The following is an 18,813-nucleotide window of genomic DNA, read 5'->3' as shown; positions in this document are numbered from 1 at the left end:
GCCCACGCGCCGGGAGCGACCAGCAGATGTCCGAATACGATTACGACCTTTTCACCATCGGTGCCGGTTCGGGGGGCGTGCGCGCCAGCCGTGTGTCCGCGGCCCATGGCGCGCGCGTGGCGGTGGCCGAGGAGTTTCGCGTGGGCGGCACCTGCGTGATCCGTGGCTGCGTGCCCAAGAAGATGCTCGTCTACGGCGCCCACTTCGCCGAGGATCTTGAGGACGCCAAGCACTTCGGCTGGGAAATCGGTGAGGCCAAATTCGATTGGGTGAAGCTTCGCGACAATGTCCTCAACGACATCGACCGTCTTAACGGCCTCTACATGCAGACGCTGGAGAACAACGGCGTCGAGGTGTTCCACGAACGCGCGACGATCACCGGCCCGCACGAGATCACGCTCTCGAGCGGCGAGGTGAAGACGGCGAAGGTCATCCTCATCGCCACGGGCGCGCGTCCTTTCGTGCCCGGCTTTGAAGGGCACGAACACGGCATCACCTCGAACGAGGCCTTCCATCTCGACGCCATTCCCCAGCGGGTCCTGATCGCGGGCGGCGGCTACATCGCCAACGAGTTCGCCGGGATCTTCAACGAGTTCGGCGCGAAGGTCACCATCATGAACCGCTCGGACCAGATCCTGCGCGGCTACGACGAGGCCATGCGCGACCGCCTGCTGCAGATATCGATGGCCAAGGGCATCGACTTCCGCTTCCAGGCCGAGTTCGAAAAGATCGAGAAGAACGCGGACGGCTCGCTCAAGGTCTTCATGACCAACCATGAGCCGATGGATGTCGACTGCGTACTCTACGCCACGGGCCGTGTGCCCAACGTCGAAGGGCTAGGCCTTGGCGAGGTGGGGGTTGCGACCAACGATCGCGGCGCCATCGCGGTGGACGAGTACAACCGCACCAGCGTCGAGAGCATCTACGCAGTGGGTGATGTGACCGACCGCATCCAGCTCACTCCGGTCGCGATCCGCGAGGGCCAGGCCTTTGCCGACACTGTCTTTGCCGGCAAGCCGACCACGGTCGATTATGGCTGCGTCCCTTCGGCGGTGTTCAGCCATCCCCCGATTGCCTCTGTCGGCATGACCGAGAGCGAGGCGACCAAGGCGTTTGGATCGTGCAAGGTCTACACCAGCGATTTCAGGCCGATGAAGAACGCGCTCGCGCATCGCAACGAGCGCGCGCTCTACAAGATGATCTGCGAGCCCGAGACCGGCAAGGTGCTGGGACTGCACATGATCGGCCCGGATTCGCCCGAAATCATCCAGGTTGCTGCCGTGGCCGTGAAGGCGGGGCTGACCAAGGCGGACTTCGATGCAACCGTCGCGGTGCATCCCACCATGTCCGAAGAACTGGTCCTCCTGAAGTAGGGCGCATTCGACACGGTCCGCCTCGCCGCAGATGCGAAGCGATGGACGATATGGGGCAGGGGGCAACTCCTGCCCTTTTTCGTGCGCGCAGATGCATGAAACGATACAGTGTTTCGCGCAAAGCGGCGCAAGCGTACCGTTTGCGCCTGCCAGGCGGGAAGATCGCTTGCCGGATATTGTCCGGCCAGAATACGATTTCTGTTTAACCGGGCGATTAAAACTGTTGACCTGAGCGCCGTGACCTGCCTTAGCACGCGCAGAAAAAGTTTTGCTCGTACCACCATGGACCGTTCCGCAGCGGGGCCATTTCCGCCGTGGTCTGGGACAGCACTGCCAAGGGAAGTCGGATGTCAGCCAATATTGCCGAACTGGAGAAGCGTCGTGCCGGTGCCAAGATGGGCGGAGGCCAGCGCCGCATCGATGCACAGCATGCCAAGGGCAAGCTGACCGCACGCGAACGCCTGGAAGTTCTCCTCGATGAGGACAGCTTCGAGGAGATGGACCTCTATGTCGAGCACGATTGCATCGATTTCGGCATGGAAGAGCAGAAGATCCCGGGCGACGGTGTGGTGACCGGCTCGGGCACGATCAACGGCCGCCTTGTCTACGTCTTCAGCCAGGACTTCACGGTGTTCGGCGGCTCGCTTTCGGCGCGCCACGCGCAGAAGATCTGCAAGGTGATGGACGCGGCGCTGAAGGTCGGCGCGCCGGTGATCGGCCTCAACGATTCGGGCGGCGCGCGCATCCAGGAAGGCGTCGCCTCGCTGGGCGGCTATGCCGATGTATTCCAGAAGAACGTGCTGGCCTCGGGCGTGGTGCCGCAGCTCTCGCTGATCATGGGCCCGTGCGCGGGCGGCGCGGTCTATTCGCCCGCGATGACCGACTTCATCTTCATGGTGAAGGACAGCTCCTACATGTTCGTGACCGGCCCGGACGTGGTCAAGACGGTCACCAACGAGGTCGTCACACAGGAAGAACTGGGCGGCGCGATCACCCACTCCTCCAAGACCTCGGTCTCGGACCTGGCGCTGGAAAACGATATCGAGGCGCTGCTGGCCGCACGCGAATTCATCGACTTCCTGCCCGCTTCCAACCGCGACGAAGTGCCCGAGCGTCCCAATGCGGACCCCTGGGACCGCCTTGAGCCGAGCCTCGACACGATCATCCCGCCGTCTGCCAACCAGCCCTATGACATGCACGAAGTCATCCGCAAGACGCTGGACGAGGGCGAGTTCTTCGAGATCCAGCCGCTTCACGCGGGCAACATCCTGTGTGGCTTTGGCCGCGTTGAGGGCAAGACCGTGGGCATCGTCGCCAACCAGCCGATGGTGCTGGCAGGTGTGCTCGACATCAACGCGTCCAAGAAGGCCGCACGCTTCGTGCGTTTCTGCGATGCCTTCAACATCCCGATCATCACCTTCGTCGACGTGCCGGGCTTCCTTCCGGGCACCGACCAGGAGCACAACGGGATCATCAAGCACGGCGCCAAGCTGCTCTTCGCCTATGGCGAGGCCACCGTGCCCAAGATCACCGTGATCACCCGCAAGGCCTATGGCGGCGCCTATGACGTCATGGCCTCCAAGCACCTGCGCGGCGATCTCAACTACGCCTGGCCGACCGCCGAAATCGCGGTGATGGGTGCCAAGGGCGCGGTGGAGATCATCTTCCGCGGTCTCGACGCCGATGGCATCGCGGCCAAGACCAAGGAATACGAGGACCGCTTCGCCAACCCCTTCGTGGCGGCGAGCCGGGGCTACATCGACGAGGTCATCTATCCGCAGTCGACCCGCAAGCGCATTGCGCTCGGCCTTCGCAAGCTGCGCAACAAGAACCTCGAGAACCCCTGGAAGAAGCACGACAACATTCCGCTGTAAGGCGGGCCATCGTTCGGGGGCAGGCGCGATGCCACGAAGGCCGCGCCGCCTCCGGGACGACCCATCATTTGAAGAGGATAGAGGGCACTCATGGAAGAGATCTACATCGTCAGCGGTACGCGCACGGCGGTCGGCACCTTTGGTGGCAGTCTGGCCTCGTTCCGTCCGGCGGAGCTTGGCGCCATCGCCATCAAGGAAGCCATCGCCCGTGCCGGGATCGAGGCCGACCTGATCGAGAACGTGGTCGTGGGCACGGTCGTCCCGACCCAGCCCAAGGATGCCTATGTCTCGCGCATGGCTTCGGTGAACGCGGGCGTGCCGATCTCCTCGCAGGCGATGAACGTCAACCGCCTGTGCGGCTCTGGCCTGCAGGCCATCGTTTCGGCCGCGCAGGCGATTGCTCTGGGTGAACACCAGTTCGCCGTGGGCGCGGGCTGCGAGGTCATGTCGAACTCCACCCACATGACCAGCGCTGTGCGCAAGGGCGTGAAGATGGGCGGCGTCACTTTCGAGGACGGCATGCTCGGCGCGCTGACCGACCCCTTCGACGACATCCACATGGGCGTCACCGCCGAGAATGTCGCGGCGCAGTGCGAGATCACCCGCGAGGACCAGGACGCGCTTGCGGTCGAGAGCCACAAGCGCGCCGCGAACGCGATCTCGAAGGGCTACTTCAAGGACCAGATCGTTCCGGTCGAGATCAAGACCCGCAAGGGCGTGCACGTGTTCGATACCGATGAACACGTGCGCGCCGACGCCACGCTGGAATCGATGGCCAAGCTCAAGACCGTCTTCAAGAAGGACGGCACGGTGACTGCGGGCAACGCCTCGGGCATCAACGATGGTGCGGCCGCGGTCGTCCTGGCGAGCGGCAAGGCAGTTGCCGAAAAGGGCCTGAAGCCGATGGCCAAGATCCTGGGTTGGGGCCACGCGGGCGTCGAGCCCACGGTCATGGGACTTGGTCCCGTCAAGGCGGTTCCGGTGGCGCTGGAGCGTGCGGGCCTCACGCTCGACCAGATCGACGTGATCGAAAGCAACGAGGCCTTTGCCGCGCAGGCCTGCGGCGTCGCCAAGGAGCTGGGCTTCGATCCGGCCAAGACCAACCCCAACGGCTCGGGCGTTTCGCTGGGCCACCCGATTGGCGCGACCGGCACGATCCTCACCGTCAAGGCGATGTACGAGCTGAAGCGCACGGGCGGCAAGTACGCGCTCATCACCATGTGCATCGGTGGCGGGCAGGGCATTGCCATGGTTATCGAGGCCTGCGCCTGATGCAGCTGGGCCGGCTCAATCACGTAGGCATCGCGGTCCCCGACATGGAGGCCGCGCTCGCCCATTGGACGGGCGTGATGGGCGCAACCCATGTCCACGAGCCTATCGTGATCGAGCGGGCCGGCATCCTCATCCGTTTCGTCGATACGCCGGCGGGCGGGGCGATGAACGGCACGCAGGTCGAGCTGATCCAGCCCCTGCGCGCAGACAGCACGGTAAGCCCGTTCCTGGCCGAGAACCCGGGCGGCGGGCAGCATCACCTGTGCTTCGAGGTGCCCGATATCCACGAGGCCAAGGCCTGGTTCGAGGCCCAGGGCAAGCGCGTCCTGGGTGAACCGCGCCCGGGCGCCCATGGCCATCCGATCTTCTTCGTCCATGGCGATGACATGGGCGGCATCCTCACCGAAATTCTCGAAACTCCCAAGGAGCCTCAGCCATGAAGCTTGGCCGTCTCAACCACGTCGGCGTCGCGACGCCTGACCTCGATGCCGCCATCGCCTTCTACAAGGACGTGATGGGCGCGGCCGTCGTGACCGAGCCCTTCGTGCTCGAAAGCCAGAAGGTGCGCGTCTGCTTCGTCGAGACGCCGCAGGAGAGCGGAGCGCTGGGCACGACGGGCGGCACGCAGATCGAACTGCTCGAACCTACCGATCCCGATTCCGCGGTTGGCAAGTGGCTGGCAAAGAACCCGCTCGGGGGCCAGCACCACATTTGCTACGAGGTCGAGGATATTGCCGAGGCGAAGGCCTGGTTCGAGGGGCAGGGCAAGCGCGTCCTGGGCGAGCCGCGCATCGGCGCGCACGGCACCATGATCTTCTTCGTCCACCCCAAGGACATGGGCGGCCAGCTTACCGAGATCATGGAACGTCCCAAGGGGGCGCACTGATGGCCGAGGTTCTCAAGGTCGAGCGGGAGGGCGATGTCGCCATTCTCACGCTCTCGCGCGAGGAGCGCCTGAACGCGCTGACCCCGCGCCTCATCACCGAATTGCGCCTCGCGCTGGAGACGAGCGTCGCCGAAGGCGCACGCGCGCTGGTGCTGACGGGCGCGGGCCGGGCGTTCTCCTCCGGTGCGGACCTGCAGGCCGATGGCGAGGACGCGCTGCCTGAGGACCTGGGCGAGATCCTGGGCACCACCTACAACCCGCTGGCGCGCACGCTGGCCGAACTGCCCGTGCCGCTGGTCGTGGCGGTGAACGGACCGGCGGTGGGTGCAGGGATGGGCTTTGCGCTGGCGGGCGACATCGTCGTTGCCGAGCGCTCGGCCTACTTCCTGCTCGCCTTTGCCAACATTGGTCTTGTCCCCGATGCGGGCGCGACCTGGATGGTGGCCAAGTGCGTGGGCCGCGCGCGCGCAATGGAACTGGCGCTGCTGGGCGAGAAGCTTTCGGCTGAAGATGCGCAAGCCATGGGCCTCATCGCGCGCGTGGTCGAGGACGGGACCTCGCTCGCCGAGGCGAAGGCGCTGGCCGCCAAGCTCGCCAAGGGACCGACCCGGGCGCTGGGGATGATCCGCAAGCAGGTCATCCACGCGCTCGACCACGATTTTGACCAGAGCCTGCGGATGGAAGCGGCGAACCAGAGCGATGCCGGCTTCTCCGAGGACTTCAAGGAAGCGGTCACCGCCTTCCGCGAAAAGCGCAAACCCGAGTTCAAGGGATTCTGAGATGAGCGACACACCCAAGCTGGACGACTGGAAGGCCCTTGCCGACAAGGAAGTGAAGGGCCGGGACCTCACCTGGAACACGCCCGAAGGTATCGCGGTAAAGCCGCTCTACACCGCCGAGGACGTGACCACCGATCCGGGTCTCCCCGGCTTTGCGCCTTTCACGCGCGGCGTGAAGGCCTCGATGTACGCAGGGCGCCCGTGGACGATCCGCCAGTACGCGGGCTTCTCGACCGCTGAGGAATCGAACGCCTTCTACCGCCGTAACCTTGCGGCAGGCCAGAAGGGTCTCTCGGTCGCCTTCGACCTTGCCACGCACCGTGGCTACGATTCCGATCACCCGCGCGTGACCGGCGACGTGGGCATGGCGGGCGTTGCCATCGACAGCGTCGAGGACATGAAGATCCTCTTTGACGGCATTCCGCTGGACGAGATGTCGGTCTCGATGACGATGAACGGCGCGGTGATCCCGTGCCTGGCCTTCTACATCATCGCCGCCGAGGAACAGGGCGTTTCGCCCGACAAGCTGACCGGTACCATTCAGAACGACATTCTGAAGGAGTTCATGGTCCGCAACACCTACATCTATCCGCCCGAGCCTTCGATGCGGATCATCTCGGACATCTTCGCCTATACGGCGGACAACATGCCCAAGTTCAACTCGATCTCGATTTCCGGCTACCACATGCAGGAAGCGGGCGCGACGCAGGTCCAGGAACTGGCCTTCACCATCGCCGACGGCATGGAATACGTGAAGTACGGCGTGGCCTCGGGCCTCGACATCGACAAGTTTGCAGGCCGCCTCTCGTTCTTCTTTGCGATCGGCATGAATTTCTTCATGGAAATCGCCAAGCTGCGCGCCGCGCGCACCTTGTGGCACCGCGCGATGACCGAGCTGGGCGCCAAGTCCGAGCGCTCCAAGATGCTGCGCACGCACTGCCAGACTTCGGGCGTCAGCCTGCAAGAGCAGGACCCCTACAACAACGTCATGCGCACCACCATCGAGGCCATGGCCGCGATGCTGGGGGGCACCCAGTCGCTCCACACCAACGCGCTGGATGAGGCGATCGCCCTGCCGACCGACTTTTCGGCCCGCATCGCGCGCAACACCCAGATCGTGATCCAGGAAGAGACCGGGATGACCAATGTCGTCGATCCCCTGGGCGGCTCCTACTACATCGAGGCGCTCACCAGTGAACTGGTTGAGAAGGCCTGGGAGATCATCGAGCGCGTCGAGAGTGAAGGCGGCATGGCCAAGGCGGTTGCCGCCGGCTGGCCCAAGGGCATGATCGAGGAAGCCGCAGCCGGGCGTCAGGCGCGCGTTGACCGGGGCGATGACGTGATCGTGGGCGTCAACAAGTACCGCCGCGATCAGGAAGACCCCATCGAGACCCTCGCGGTCGACAACGCCAAGGTCCGCGCCAGCCAGATCGCGCGCATCAACAAGGTCAAGGCGGGCCGCGATGAGGCCAAGTGCCGCGCCGCGCTCAAGGCCCTGACCGAAGGTGCGAAGGGCAAGGGCAACCTTCTGGCGCTCGCCGTCGATGCCGCGCGCGAACGCGCAACGCTGGGCGAGATCTCGGCGGCGATGGAAGAGGTCTTCGGCCGCCACGGCACGATGCCGACCCCGGTAAAGGGCATCTACGGCACGGCGTACGAGGGCGACAGCCGCTACCAGCAGGTGCTCGACGGGGTGGAGGCGGTCTCGCGTCGCCTCGGCCGCGCGCCGCGCCTGTTCGTCGCCAAGATGGGCCAGGATGGCCATGACCGCGGCGCCAACGTGATCGCCTCGGCCTTTAGCGACATGGGCTTCGACGTGGTGTCGGGCCCGCTGTTCCAGACCCCGGAAGAGGCCTGCAAGATGGCGCTCGAGAACGAGGTCGAGGTGGTCGGCGCTTCCAGCCTGGCGGCTGGTCACAAGACCCTCATCCCCGAGATGATCGAGCACCTGCGTGAAGCCGGGCGCGGCGATATCAAGGTGGTGGCAGGCGGCGTCATTCCCGCGACCGACTACGATTACCTCAAGGAGCGCGGCGTCCAGGGCATCTATGGTCCGGGCTCGAACGTGGTGGAATGTGCCGCCGACGTGCTGCGTCTTCTGGGCCACAACATGCCGCCTGCGGGCGAAGCGCTGGACGCGGCCGAGTAAGCGGCGGGCCAGGCGCGGGATAGAGACGATGACACTCGGTTTCTCCGTGGAGGCACTCCTCCCCCAGGCGCGGGTCGAAGGGCCCTTGCGCATGGGGCTGGTGCGCCTGCGCGAGGCCGACTGGCTCGATCCTGCACCCGACCTCGCCGCGCGCGCCGCCGCCTTCGATGCACACCCAGGCAGCGTGATCGTGCGCCCCGAGGCGGCCGAGGCGATTGCCGAACTGGGCGAGTTGCTTGGTGTCGAGGGGGACCTTGAGGTGTGCGCACGGGCCTGCTGGGAGGACCTATGCATCATGGTTCAGTATGGTCCCAGCAAGCCGTTCCATCTGGCCGCCGCCGCCGTAGCTTTCCCGACCGACTGGCGTCTTGAGGAGAAGATGGGCCTCTCCACAGCGGCGATCCATGCGCCCATCGACGGGTATGAAGAGGCGCTTGCCAGCGGCGTCGACAAGTTCATGGAGGGCTTGCAGTCCTTCAACATCTTCGGACGTACCAACGCCTTCGTGGTGGCGAGCGATGCGCTGCGGTATTTCCCCGACACGGCGCCCGAGGCCCGCTTCGCGCATGTTACGCCCGAGAACGCAGGCAGCACTCTCTTCGTGCGCTGCGAGCGTGAGGCGCTGCGTCGTCTCAAGCGCTCGCGCGCGATTGTCTTCACCATCGGTATCTACCGCGCGCGGCTGGACAGCCTGAGCGATGCGGCTCTGGCGCGCATTGCGCGTTCGGTCGAAGGCTTGGGGGCGGACGAGGGCGCACGGCGCGCCGCGCCGCACTACGCCGATGCCCTGCGCGGCTACGCGCAGCGTCGTCTTGGCGAAACGGTTCAGTGACGAGAGGACAGGAGAGGGACATGACGCACAAGCTCGAGACCATGACCATCCACGCCGGCACCCAGCCCGATCCGGCGACGAATGCGCGCATCACGCCGATCTATCAGACGGCCAGCTACGTTTTCGACAGCCCCGAGCACGCGGCCGACCTCTTTGCGCTCAACGAGTTCGGCAATATCTATACCCGCATCATGAACCCCACCAACGGCGCGCTCGAAGGCAAGATTGCTGCGCTTGAAGGCGGGGTGGCGGCGCTCTCGACCGCCTCGGGCCATGCCGCGCAGTTCCTTGCCTTCCACACGCTGATGGAGCCGGGCTGCAACATCGTGGCGGCCAAGAAGCTCTACGGTGGTTCGCTCAACCAGATCGGGCACAGCTTCCGAAAGATGGCCTGGGATTCGAGGTTCGTGAATGCGGACGATCCCGAGGAAGTCGCGGCGGCCATTGATGACAAGACCCGCGCCGTCTTCATCGAGAGCCTCGCCAATCCGGGCGGCGTGGTTCAGGACATCGCTGCGATTGCCAGGGTCGCCCATGCGGCAGGCGTGCCGCTGATCGTCGACAACACCATGGCGACGCCAGCGCTCTGCCGACCCATCGAACACGGCGCCGACGTCGTGGTTCACTCGGCCACCAAGTTCCTGGGCGGGCACGGCAATTCGATTGCGGGCCTGATCGTGGATGCGGGCACTTTCGACTGGAACGCAGGGGGCAAGTACCCCTATCTCTCCCAGCCCAACCCCAGCTACCACGGCAAGGTCTTCACCGAGGCCTTCGGCAACCTGGCCTTTATCCTGGCGTGCCGGGCGCTGGGCCTGCGCGATCTGGGGCCCACGCTCGCGCCGCAGAATGCCTTTAACGTGTTGACGGGCATGGAAACCCTGGCGCTGCGCATGGAGCGCCACTGCGACAACGCGCTGCATCTGGCCAAGTGGCTCCAGGCCCATCCCAAGGTCGCCTGGGTCAGCTATGCGGGCCTGCCCGAGAGCGACTATCACCAGCTTGCGAAGACCTATCTGGGCGGCAAGGGCGGCGCCGTCTTCACCTTCGGGGTCAAAGGCGGCTATGAGGCGGGCGTGAAGCTCGTGTCCTCGGTCCAATTGTTCAGCCATCTGGCCAATATCGGGGACACGCGCTCGCTGATCATCCACCCGGCTTCGACGACGCACAGCCAGCTGCGCGACGACGAACTGGTCGAGGCAGGCGCAGGGCCCGATGTCGTGCGCGTGTCCGTGGGGATCGAGCACATCGACGATATCGTGGCCGACCTCGCGCAGGCCCTGGAGCAGATTTGACTATGACCGACGCCCCCCACACCGCCATCCGCAACGACTGGACGCGCGAGGAGATCGCCGCGCTGTTCGACCTGCCGTTTACCGAACTCGTCTTCCGCGCCGCCGAGGTCCACCGCGCCAACCACAAGGCGAACGAGGTCCAGCTTTCGACGCTGCTTTCGATCAAGACCGGCGGCTGCCAGGAAGACTGCGGCTACTGTTCGCAGTCGGTCCACGCCAAGAGCGGCGTGAAGGCGACCAAGCTGATGGGCGTGTCGGAAGTTCTCCAGCGCGCTGCCCAGGCAGCCGACCAGGGCTCGACCCGCTTCTGCATGGGCGCGGCCTGGCGCAACCCCAAGGACCGCGACATGCCCGCCATCATCGAGATGGTGAAGGGCGTGCGCGCGATGGGCATGGAAACCTGCATGACCCTGGGCATGCTGACCGCCGAACAGGCCGACATGCTCAAGGAAGCCGGGCTCGACTACTACAACCACAACATCGACACCTCGCCTGAGCGTTATGACGATGTCATCACCACGCGCACCATGGAGGACCGTCTCGACACGCTCTCCAACGTGCGCATGGCGGGCATGAATGTGTGCTCGGGCGGCATTGTGGGCATGGGGGAAACCCGGGCTGACCGTGTCGGCTTCGTCCACACGCTGGCGACGCTCCCCGATCATCCGCAGTCGGTGCCGGTGAACGCGCTCGTGCCGGTCAAGGGCACCGTGCTGGGCGACATGCTCGCCGACACGCCGATGGCCAAGATCGACGATGTGGAGTTCGTCCGCACCGTCGCGGTCGCGCGCATCACCATGCCCCACTCGATGGTGCGCCTCTCGGCGGGGCGCGAATCCATGTCCGAGATGACGCAGGCCATGTGCTTCATGGCGGGCGCCAACTCGATTTTTACCGGCGACAAGCTGCTCACCGCTCCCAACGCGGGCGATGACAGCGACCTTGCCATGTTCGAACGCCTGGGCCTCAAGCCCATGGCGATCACCGAGACATCCGCCGATGTCGAAGCCAGCCGCATGCCCAAGGGCTGCGCGAAGCTCGAAGCGGCGGAATAGATGCAAACAGTACGCCAGGGACCGCTCGGCGAGAGCGCCTGTCCGGCAAATTGGAGGAAGAGGGTTTGTTCAAGAAGATCCTGATCGCAAACCGCGGCGAGATTGCCTGCCGCGTGATCAAGACCGCGCGGCGCATGGGTATCGAGACCGTGGCCGTGTACTCCGATGCCGACGCGCAGGCGCCCTTCGTCAAGATGGCGGATGAGGCGATCCACATCGGGCCCTCGCCCGCGGCGGAAAGCTACCTGATCGCGGACAAGATCATTGCCGCGTGCAAGCAGACAGGCGCCGAGGCCGTGCACCCGGGCTATGGCTTCCTGTCCGAGCGCACTTCGTTCGCCGAGGCGCTCGCCAAGGAAAACATCGCCTTCATCGGCCCGCCCCCGGGCGCGATCGCGGCGATGGGCGACAAGATCGAATCCAAGAAGCTGGCGCGCGAGGCCGGTGTGAACGTGGTCCCGGGCTTTGTCGGCGTGATCGAGGACACCGAGCACGCGGTGAAGATCTCCAACGAGATCGGCTACCCGGTGATGATGAAGGCGTCGGCTGGCGGCGGCGGCAAGGGCATGCGCCTGGCCTGGTCGGAAACCGACGTGCGCGAAGGCTTCGAGGCGACCCGCCGCGAGGGTCTCAACTCCTTTGGCGATGACCGTGTCTTCATTGAAAAATTCATCGAGAACCCGCGCCACATCGAGATCCAGATCCTGGGCGACAAGCACGGCAACATCCTCTACCTGAACGAGCGCGAATGCTCGATCCAGCGCCGCCACCAGAAAGTGGTCGAGGAAGCGCCGTCGCCCTTCGTCACCGACAAGATGCGCAAGGCCATGGGCGAGCAGTGCGTCGCCCTGGCGCGCGCGGTGGACTACCACTCGGCGGGCACGGTCGAACTCATCGTCTCGGGTGCGGACCCGACGGGCGAATCGTTCTACTTCCTCGAAATGAACACCCGTCTCCAGGTCGAGCACCCCGTGACCGAGGCGATCACCGGGGTCGACCTTGTCGAGCAGATGATCCGCGTTGCCTATGGCGAGAAGCTGGCAATGACGCAGGACGACGTGAAGATCGAGGGCTGGGCCATCGAGAACCGCGTCTACGCCGAGGACCCCTACCGCGGCTTCCTGCCCTCGACCGGGCGCCTCGTGCGCTACAATCCGCCGGTTGACGGCTGGAGCGATGACGGCACGGCCAATGGCCGCCGGGGCATTGACGGCATCCGCGTCGACGATGGTGTCTACGAAGGCGGCCAGGTCTCCATGTTCTACGACCCCATGATCGCCAAGCTGATCACCTGGGGCGAGACCCGCGACGAGGCGGCCGACAAGCAGATCGCCGCGCTCGACGCCTTCGAGATCGAGGGGCTGGGCCACAACATCGATTTCGTGAATGCGATCATGCAGCACGAGCGGTTCCGTTCGGGCGAACTGACCACCGGCTTCATCGCCGAGGAATACCCCGAAGGCTTCCACGGGGCGCCTGCCTCGGACGAACTCAAGATCAAGCTGGCGGCCGTCGCCGGTTTCATCGCCGCCGCGCGTGCCGACCGTGCGCGCCGCGTCGATGGCCAGCTGGCTACCCCGCTCGATCCGCCGGGTGAGTGGACGGTGACGCTTCAGAAGGTGCCCTACACCGTGGTCGTCGAGGAGGACACGATCCTCGTCAACGACGTCGAGGTGGACCTTGCGCTCGAATATACGCCGGGCGACCGCTTCATCGATGCCGACATCGATGGCGAGCCGATCACGATCAAGCTCGAGACCACGCGCATGGGCTTCAAGATGACCACGCGCGGCGCGATCCACACGCTCGATTGCCTGCCGACCCGCGTGTCGCAGCATTCCAAGCACATGATCGAGAAGATCCCGCCCGATCTTTCCAAGTACCTCATCTGCCCGATGCCGGGCCTGCTCGTCTCGCTCAACGTGGGTGAGGGCGACAAGGTCGAGACCGGCCAGCCGCTGGCCGTGATCGAAGCAATGAAGATGGAGAACATCCTTCGCGCCGAGAAGTCGGGCACGGTCAAGGCGGTCAACGCCAAGGCGGGCGACAGCCTGGCCGTCGACGCGATCATCCTGGAACTGGAGTAACCCTTGCACCTCGACCACGACGCAGATGCGGCGCCTGCCGAGACCATTGCCTTTGACGATTTCCTGAAAGTCGACATTCGCGTGGGGACCGTGGTCGAGGCCACGGTCTACGAGGGGGCGCGCAAGCCCAGCTACAAACTCCTGATCGACTTCGGGCCCGGCATCGGGACGCGCAAGTCGATCGGGCAGGTGGCTGCGCTCTATGAATGCGAGGATCTGGTGGGCAAGCAGATCGCCGCGGTGGTGAACTTTCCGCCGCGCCAGATCGGCAAGGCCATGTCCGAGTGCCTGACGCTGGGGTTCGGGGACGAAGAGGGGCGCATCACGCTCTTCTCGCCCGACATGCCGGTTCCCAACGGCGCGCGGCTGGCCTGAGGCGATGCCTGCGCTTGTCGAAATGCTCTCCGGCGCCGAGGCGCTGGAGGACGGCTTTGCCCTTGCGATCACCCCCGACTGGCAGCAAGGGCGCACCGCTTATGGCGGGTTGACCTCGGCGCTGGCGGTGGAAGCCGCGCGCCGGGTCCTGCCCGAGCCCTTGCCGCTGCGTTCGGCGCAGTTCTCGATGATTGCCCCGCTGGTGGGCCGCATCGAGGCGCGCGCGAAGATCGTGCGGGCGGGCCGCAACGCGGTCTGGGTGACCGCCGAGCTGGTGGGAGAGAAGGGAACCGGGTTCCTTGCCAACTGCGTCTTCATGCACCCGCGCGAAAGCGTGCTGGCGCTGGGCGGCTATGCGCTGCCCGATGGACTGGTGCCCTTGGAGGATGCCCCGGTCTTCGAGACCAAGGTGCTTCCGGCCTTCATGCAGATGCACTTCGACGTGCGCGTGGCGGTCCCGGCGGATCGCCTCCAGGAGGCGGACTTGTGCTGGTGGGTCCGCGTGCGCGAGCGCGACGGGCTCGATGCCGATGTCGAGGCGGTGCTGCTGGGAGATGCCCTGCCGCCTGCCGTCCTCCCGCACCTGCCTCCGCGCACACCGGTGAGCTCGATGCAGTGGCACGTCAACATGCTCAACACCGCGGCGCGGCCGCGCGATGGCTGGTGGCTGATCCGCTCGACCAGCCGTCAGTCGGGCCATGGTCTGGCGAGCGAGGACATCCTGCAGTGGGGCGAGGGCGGCACGCCGGCCGTAACCGGCATGCAGTCCGTCGCGGTCTTCGCCTGATTGCGATCAGGCCGGGGCCTGATCGGCGAGTGTCTTGCCCAGGAACACCTTGAGCAGCGCGAAAGCGACGAGCCCGAAGGCCGCGCTCGCCACGTGCAGCAGCCAGAACTGCGTGGTGTCCATCGAGGAATACCACCCGCCCACGATGCCGATGGTCTTGTTCGCGGCGAAGAAGGCCAGATAGTAGATTCCCACGACCGTGGCGTTGAGGGCGCGCGGCGCGATCTTGGTGAAGAGCGCCAGGCTGACCGGCATCAGGTGGGCAAAGCCGATCGAGTTGAAGAGGTGGAACAGGACCGGCCAGAACAGGCCGATCTTCACGTCTGCCGCCGTGGTGGCCGAGGCGACGACAAGGCACAGGCCGCCCACGATCACGAAGACCGAGCCGATCACCATCTTGCCCAGTTCATCGGGCTCGGTGCCGGTGCGTCCTGCGCGCCACTTCCAGAACCAGGCGACCGCAACCAGCATCGAGAAGGCGAGCGCGGCATCGATCGTGATCATCCACGAGGTCGGCACCTTGTGGCCGAAGAAGGTGAGGGCAAAGCGTTCGTCGGCCCAGACGAGGTAGGCGTTGAAGATCTCCTGGTTCGTCAGCATTGCGATGGCGAGCACGGGGACCAGCACCGCCAGCGTCGCGAGACGCGGCATGTCGGCGCGGGTGAGCTTCGCGCCGTCCTTGGCGGCATCGGCTCCCTTGGCGCTTTCGTCCGGCAGCCAGGGGCGGGCTTTCAGGTAGATGAGAAGGCCGATCACCATGACCACGCCCGCGGTGCCGAAGCCGTAGTGCCAGCCCAGTTCCTCACCGGCAGTGCCCGCGACGAGCGGGGCGGCGATGACCGAGACGTTGATCGCGATGTAGAAGATCTGGAAGGCCATCGCGCGGCGCAGGTCCCCGGGGCCGTAGAGTTCCCCAACCTGGCTGGCGATATTGCCCTTGAAGAGGCCCACGCCAATGACCAGCGCGATGAGTGCAAAGAGGAACAGGCCCTCGAACGCCATGAGGAAGTGGCCCACCGACATGATGACGGCGCCCGCGACGAGCGCGGCGCGGCGGCCAAGCCAGCGGTCGGCGAGAATGCCGCCCAGCACCGGGGTCAGGTAGACAAGCGAGGTGTAGTCGCCAAAGATCGCCGAGGCGAGGGGCTGTCCCTCAAGCCCGGTGTAATGCACCGAACGCAGCCAGGAGAGGCCCACCACGTTGCCCACGTTTTCGGGCAGCAGCAGGTACTTGACCATGTAGAGCACGAGAAGCGTCTGCATGGAATAGTAGGAGAAGCGCTCACACCCCTCGACGAAGGACAGATAGCCAAGGCCCTTGGGGTGGCCGAGAAAGGCGCGGTCGTCGCGTGAGGGTACGTCGTCGTGTTCGAAATCGGGTGTCGCTTCGGGGGCTGTCATGCAGGGGATGCTCGCGTAACTTTCTTATGATTGCGGGCACCATTACCATATGTTTGCGCAATGTCATGGGGGAGCTTCCCGGCGCTTTTGCGCGGGCTCAGCCGTCCTTGCGTTCGGGCTTTCCGCTGTGCTTGGTCGAGGCCATGTCCTCGAGTTCGGCCTCGCTCATGGTCTCGACCATTTCGCGCGAGGCGCCTTGCAGTTCGGACTTGGGTGTCTCGCCGCGCTTGGCCGAAAGGGCCGCGCCTGCGGCTTTCTGCTGGGCTTTGGATTGGGCTTTCATGGGGTATCTCCTTTCGCAAAGGAGAATGCGCCGGGGCATGTGGCCGTTCCCGGGGGCAGGTCTCGAACCCGGCGCGGACGGCGGCAGGCCGTGGGGACCTGCCGCCTGTGCATGCCGCTGTCAGGGGGATTCGCGAAGTGGCATGCGCGCCGCTCCCCGATCGGGCCTCGGGGTCGACCTACAGGTATACATACTCCCATTTCCTGACGGCTTTGCGAACAGCACGCGCGCACGGTCGCACGCCGCACACATGTCGTCGCCTTTTGCAAGGTGCGGGTGTTTGGAGGAACTTGGCGCCCCCTAAAAACTACTTAATCGGGCGGGCCAGTTCACTGTCGAGGAAGGGGGCTACATCGGAAAGGTCGACCTGCTTGTCGAGGTAGGTCTTGCCGATTCCCTGCATCAGGAGGAAGGGCAGGGTGCCCGCGTCCATCTTCTTGTCGTGGAGCATGTGGCGCACCAGCGCGGCACCGTCGCAGGTAAGGCCGAGCTCGGCGATCTCGGCGCGCAGGCCGACCTCGGCGATGTGGCGGGCAACGCGCTCGGCACTGGCCGTGCTCATGTGGCCCAGACGCGCCGAGTAGCGCGCGGCGAGCACCATGCCGAGCGCCACGCCCTCACCGTGAAGAAGGTCGCTCGAAAAGCCGGTTTCGGCTTCCAGGGCGTGGCCGAAGGTATGGCCAAGGTTGAGCAGTGCGCGCTTGCCGGTGGTCTCGAACTCGTCCTCGGCCACGATCCGTGCCTTGGCGGCGACCGAGTGGGCGACCGCATATTCGCGAAGCGCGCCGTCGCCCGCCAGCATGGCCGCGCCGTTCGCTTCGCACCAGGCGAAGAAATCGGCATCGTCGATCAGGCCGTACTTCACGACTTCGGCGTAGCCTGCGAGGCGCTCGCGTTCGGGCAGGGTGTCGAGCGCGGCGAGATCGGCCAGCACCAGCGAGGGTTGGTGGAAGGCGCCGACGAGGTTCTTGCCGGCAGGCGTGTTGATGGCGGTCTTGCCCCCCACGCTCGAATCGACCTGGGCGAGGAGCGTGGTGGGCACCTGGATGAACTTGCAGCCGCGCTTGAGGACCGCCGCGCAAAAGCCGGTCAGATCGCCGATGACGCCGCCGCCCAAGGCAAGGATGTGGTCGCCGCGCTCGACCTCGAGCGCGAGCAGCCAGTTCACCGTGGCGGCCAGTTCGTCCCAGGACTTGGTCTGTTCGCCTGCGGGCAGGATGCGCCAGTGAACCTCGTGGCCGTGCGCGCGCAGCGAGGCTTCGACGATGTCCCCCCAGGCCGCATGCACGTTCGTATCGGTGATGACAGGTACGGCGCGCTTGCGCAGCAAGCCCCGGCACTCGGCGCCGATCTCGGCAAGGAGGCCCTGGCCCACGCGGACCTCGTAGGGGCGCTGGGCGATGTCGACACGGATCACAGCCATTGGGTAAGTTCCTGCAAGACCTTGTTGATTGTCTGGACGTGGGGCCCTTGTCCGCTGACGATGTGGATCGGGGCCTGCGCATAGAAGGGCTGGCGGGTCTCGCGCAGCCGCGTCAGGATCTCGCGCGGATCGCCGTTCTGGAGAAGGGGGCGGTTGTCCTTGCGCGCGGTGCGCTCGACCAGGGTGTCGACGTCGCTGTCGAGCCAGATCGTGACCGCCTTCTCGAGGATGAGTGCGCGGGTTTGTGCGTTGACGAAGGCGCCGCCGCCCGTTGCGATCACGATGCAGCCTTCGTTCTCGGCCATGAGGCGGGCGATCACGCGTCGTTCGCCATCGCGGAAATAGTCCTCGCCATAGGTCTCGAAGATTTCGGGAATGCGCATCTGCGCCGAGCGTTCGATCTCGTCATCAGCGTCGACGAAAGGGCAGTCCAGGATCGAGGCGAGGCGCTTGCCCACGCTCGACTTGCCGACGCCCATCATGCCGACGAGCACGATGGGGCGATCGATCTGGCGGGCAAGCGCGGATATCTCCTGCGCCGAGTAGCGGGTCTGTTGAACGTCCATTGCCCCACCGCCTATAGTTGCGCTAGGTCGCAGCGCAAGCATCGGTGAAGGAAGGCGAGTGACGATTAGAATGCGTGGGCGTTTGGCTCTGGCTATGGGGCTTGTCGTTCTGGCCGCAGGTGCGGTTCTGGCCGTTGCCTGGATCGATGCCGGCGAGATGCCGATCGAGGACCAGGTCGTGCCGGTTGCCGTGCCGGAGCTGCAGCCGTGAGGGCGGTCTATCTCCTTGCGGGCGCCGCGCTCAGCCTGACGTCGGCCTGGGCGGTCGCGCAGGATTCGCCCGAGTCGCTTCTTCCCAAGATGTTCCAGGATCCCAAGCCGGCCGCAACGCCGAGCCCGACGCCGACGCCTGCGCCGCGCACGAGCGCGCGTCCGG

Annotated in this window: 18 protein-coding genes; 14 read left to right on the top strand and 4 right to left on the bottom strand. The window is 65.4% G+C overall.

Translation table 11 applies throughout. The features are described 5' to 3' along the window. Positions 1 to 26 precede the first annotated feature (26 nt). From gor to MTR65_RS07855, 13 genes are all read left to right on the top strand, one after another. Positions 27 to 1,373, top strand: coding sequence for a glutathione-disulfide reductase (gor, locus tag MTR65_RS07915; protein ID WP_243798895.1), 1,347 nt, complete (start codon positions 27 to 29; stop codon positions 1,371 to 1,373). A gap of 347 nt (positions 1,374 to 1,720) precedes the next feature. Further along, the gene (locus tag MTR65_RS07910; protein WP_213502316.1) at positions 1,721 to 3,247 is read left to right on the top strand and encodes an acyl-CoA carboxylase subunit beta; all 1,527 of its coding nucleotides are present in this window, start codon (positions 1,721 to 1,723) and stop codon (positions 3,245 to 3,247) included. 90 nt (positions 3,248 to 3,337) lie between these two features. Beyond that, the gene (locus MTR65_RS07905; protein ID WP_243798892.1) at positions 3,338 to 4,519 is read left to right on the top strand and encodes an acetyl-CoA C-acyltransferase family protein; all 1,182 of its coding nucleotides are present in this window, start codon (positions 3,338 to 3,340) and stop codon (positions 4,517 to 4,519) included. Then, a complete protein-coding gene (locus tag MTR65_RS07900) occupies positions 4,519 to 4,959 on the top strand; it encodes a VOC family protein (protein ID WP_243798890.1) in 441 nt (146 codons plus the stop codon). Before MTR65_RS07905 ends, MTR65_RS07900 begins: the two co-directional genes overlap by 1 nt. Further along, on the top strand, positions 4,956 to 5,405 hold the full coding sequence (gene mce, locus MTR65_RS07895) for a methylmalonyl-CoA epimerase (RefSeq protein WP_243798888.1): 450 nt from the start codon (positions 4,956 to 4,958) through the stop codon (positions 5,403 to 5,405). The genes MTR65_RS07900 and mce overlap by 4 nt, the downstream gene beginning before the upstream one ends. Then, the gene (locus tag MTR65_RS07890) at positions 5,405 to 6,184 is read left to right on the top strand and encodes an enoyl-CoA hydratase-related protein (protein ID WP_243798885.1); all 780 of its coding nucleotides are present in this window, start codon (positions 5,405 to 5,407) and stop codon (positions 6,182 to 6,184) included. Before mce ends, MTR65_RS07890 begins: the two co-directional genes overlap by 1 nt. Position 6,185: 1 nt before the next feature. Then, on the top strand, positions 6,186 to 8,333 hold the full coding sequence (gene scpA, locus MTR65_RS07885; RefSeq protein WP_243798883.1) for a methylmalonyl-CoA mutase: 2,148 nt from the start codon (positions 6,186 to 6,188) through the stop codon (positions 8,331 to 8,333). Between the two features lie 28 nt (positions 8,334 to 8,361). Then, entirely contained in the window at positions 8,362 to 9,165 is an 804-nt protein-coding gene (locus MTR65_RS07880; protein ID WP_243798881.1) for a heme-dependent oxidative N-demethylase subunit alpha family protein, read from the top strand. Between the two features lie 20 nt (positions 9,166 to 9,185). Continuing rightward, entirely contained in the window at positions 9,186 to 10,460 is a 1,275-nt protein-coding gene (locus tag MTR65_RS07875; RefSeq protein ID WP_243798879.1) for an O-acetylhomoserine aminocarboxypropyltransferase, read from the top strand. A 2-nt stretch (positions 10,461 to 10,462) separates the two neighbouring features. Further along, positions 10,463 to 11,515: a biotin synthase BioB gene (gene bioB / locus MTR65_RS07870; protein ID WP_243798876.1), complete on the top strand. Its 1,053-nt coding sequence runs from the start codon at positions 10,463 to 10,465 to the stop codon at positions 11,513 to 11,515. Positions 11,516 to 11,580: 65 nt separating this feature from the next. After that, a complete protein-coding gene (locus MTR65_RS07865) occupies positions 11,581 to 13,602 on the top strand; it encodes an acetyl-CoA carboxylase biotin carboxylase subunit (protein ID WP_243798874.1) in 2,022 nt (673 codons plus the stop codon). A 3-nt stretch (positions 13,603 to 13,605) separates the two neighbouring features. Continuing rightward, entirely contained in the window at positions 13,606 to 13,977 is a 372-nt protein-coding gene (locus MTR65_RS07860) for a tRNA-binding protein (RefSeq protein WP_243798871.1), read from the top strand. Between the two features lie 4 nt (positions 13,978 to 13,981). Next, complete coding sequence (locus tag MTR65_RS07855) at positions 13,982 to 14,764, top strand: thioesterase family protein (RefSeq protein WP_243798868.1); 783 nt, start codon at positions 13,982 to 13,984, stop codon at positions 14,762 to 14,764. Positions 14,765 to 14,770: 6 nt separating this feature from the next. Here MTR65_RS07855 and MTR65_RS07850 read toward each other — a convergent pair whose 3' ends face one another. The 4 genes from MTR65_RS07850 to MTR65_RS07835 form a co-directional block, all read right to left on the bottom strand. Further along, positions 14,771 to 16,165: a peptide MFS transporter gene (locus tag MTR65_RS07850; RefSeq protein WP_243798866.1), complete on the bottom strand. Its 1,395-nt coding sequence runs from the start codon at positions 16,163 to 16,165 to the stop codon at positions 14,771 to 14,773. A 97-nt stretch (positions 16,166 to 16,262) separates the two neighbouring features. After that, complete coding sequence (locus tag MTR65_RS07845) at positions 16,263 to 16,448, bottom strand: DUF3008 family protein (protein ID WP_243798864.1); 186 nt, start codon at positions 16,446 to 16,448, stop codon at positions 16,263 to 16,265. 307 nt (positions 16,449 to 16,755) lie between these two features. After that, a complete protein-coding gene (gene aroB, locus MTR65_RS07840) occupies positions 16,756 to 17,871 on the bottom strand; it encodes a 3-dehydroquinate synthase (RefSeq protein ID WP_243798862.1) in 1,116 nt (371 codons plus the stop codon). After that, positions 17,862 to 18,437, bottom strand: coding sequence for a shikimate kinase (locus MTR65_RS07835; RefSeq protein WP_243798860.1), 576 nt, complete (start codon positions 18,435 to 18,437; stop codon positions 17,862 to 17,864). Before MTR65_RS07835 ends, aroB begins: the two co-directional genes overlap by 10 nt. 58 nt (positions 18,438 to 18,495) lie before the next feature. Between MTR65_RS07835 and MTR65_RS07830 the strand changes: the two genes are divergently transcribed. Beyond that, entirely contained in the window at positions 18,496 to 18,648 is a 153-nt protein-coding gene (locus MTR65_RS07830) for a hypothetical protein (RefSeq protein WP_159108079.1), read from the top strand. Positions 18,649 to 18,813 lie beyond the last annotated feature (165 nt).

It is taken from the genome of Novosphingobium mangrovi, from assembly GCF_022818885.1.
Classification (GTDB): Bacteria; Pseudomonadota; Alphaproteobacteria; order Sphingomonadales; family Sphingomonadaceae; genus Novosphingobium; species Novosphingobium mangrovi.
Note: the sequence above shows the minus strand (reverse complement) of the source record. Positions and strands in the feature narration are given on the sequence as shown.